Raw genomic sequence first — 1555 nt, 5'->3', positions numbered from 1 at the left:
AGATAAAAGCACATATCATGTGTATATATTGAAAAGAATTTTTGGGGGAGTTTTGTTTTTTAAGCGAATTTGGTTGTTTGTTGCGGTTAATTAGGAGATTAATGCCAATCCGGACGCGACGGGCGTTTGCAATGACAGTGTGGTTTTAATGAGCGATGCGCTCGTCTATAACCCGCCAATCCAGGCATTTTACGGGCTGCAAATTTCAGACATTAACGGTAATGTGGCCGGCTGGCCTGGCAACTCTTATTTCATTGATGTGGATGGCAATACGGGGAACGATCCGTTTGACAAAACCCTTTTCGGCGATGTGGACGTGTGCAACATGCTTTGCACACAGAACACGTACTCGATTGGCAATCGTATCTGGCTGGACAACGGCTCGGGCGGAGGCACCGCTGGCGATGGCATGCAGAACGGCGTTGAGCCGGGCATCGGCGGTGTTTCAGTCAGTCTATTCATTGATGCCGACGGGGACGGCGCGCCGGATACGCCGGGAACGCCGGTGGCGACAGTGACGACCGATAGCAATGGCTATTACCGTTTTGACAGTGTCGCCCTTGGCAAATACGTGGTGCGGGTCAATCCGTCCAACTTCAGCGGCGCGGGCGGTCGTCAGCGGGACGAATCAAAACGATCAAAAAGACAATGGCGTGGACAACGCCACACCTGCCGCCAACGGCATTCTGTCGGGGACGAATGATTTGGCGGCAAAGGTCATTCCCACCACGGAAACCGACAACCAGACGCCGGGCACTTACGGCGCGGGTTCGACCACGGGTACTGAAGCCATCAATGCCCTTACCGACCTGACAATAGACTTTGGCTTCAATCCGCCGATGACAATGAACCTGGGCAATCTGGTTTGGAAAGACCTGGACGCCGACGGAATCCGCGACACGGTCAGCCCGAACGAACCAGGCATTGACGGCGTCAAAGTGGTGCTGTGGCTGGACAACGGCGACAACACGTTCAACTCGGCGACCGACACGATGGTGGCGATGCAGAACACTGCTGGCGGCGGAGCTTACAACTTCACCGGTCTGGTTCCGGGCAACTACTTCGTGCAGGTTGATGCGTCGAACTTCGGCGCTGGCGTGCTCGGCGCTTGTTTGAGTTCGCCCGGCAACGACGCCGGAGACGCGACGGACAACAACGACAACGGCGTAGACAATCCGACGCCGACAACTGGCGGAGTGGTCAGCGTGCTGATTCCGTTGATCGGCCAGAGCGAGCCTACGAACGACGGCGACGGCAACAACGGAAACCTGACGATTGACTTCGGGTTCTATCCGCCGATGAACCTGGGCAATCTGGTTTGGAAAGACCTGGATGCTGACGGCGTCCGCGACACCGTCAGCCCGAATGAACCAGGCATTGACGGCGTCAAAGTCGTGTTGTGGCTGGACAACGGCGACAACACGTTCAACTCCGCGACCGACACGATGGTGGCGATGCAGAACACTGCTGGCGGCGGAGCTTACAACTTCAGCGGTCTGGTTCCGGGCACCTACTTCGTGCAGGTTGATGCGTCGAACTTCGGCGCAGGCGTGCT

At 56.5% G+C, this 1555-nt stretch carries 2 protein-coding genes; both read left to right on the top strand.

The window, feature by feature from the left end; genetic code table 11:
• Positions 1-148 precede the first annotated feature (148 nt).
• Positions 149-703: a hypothetical protein gene (locus HYZ49_08345; GenBank protein ID MBI3242286.1), complete on the top strand. Its 555-nt coding sequence runs from the start codon at positions 149-151 to the stop codon at positions 701-703.
• Positions 654-1555: hypothetical protein (locus HYZ49_08340; protein MBI3242285.1), on the top strand; the 902-nt coding region annotated here is incomplete at its 3' end. The genes HYZ49_08345 and HYZ49_08340, both read left to right, overlap by 50 nt.

The organism is Chloroflexota bacterium, assembly GCA_016197225.1.
Classification (GTDB): domain Bacteria; phylum Chloroflexota; class Anaerolineae; order Anaerolineales; family VGOW01; genus VGOW01.
The sequence above is the reverse complement of the archived record's forward strand: the minus strand, read 5'-3'. Positions and strand labels throughout refer to the sequence as shown.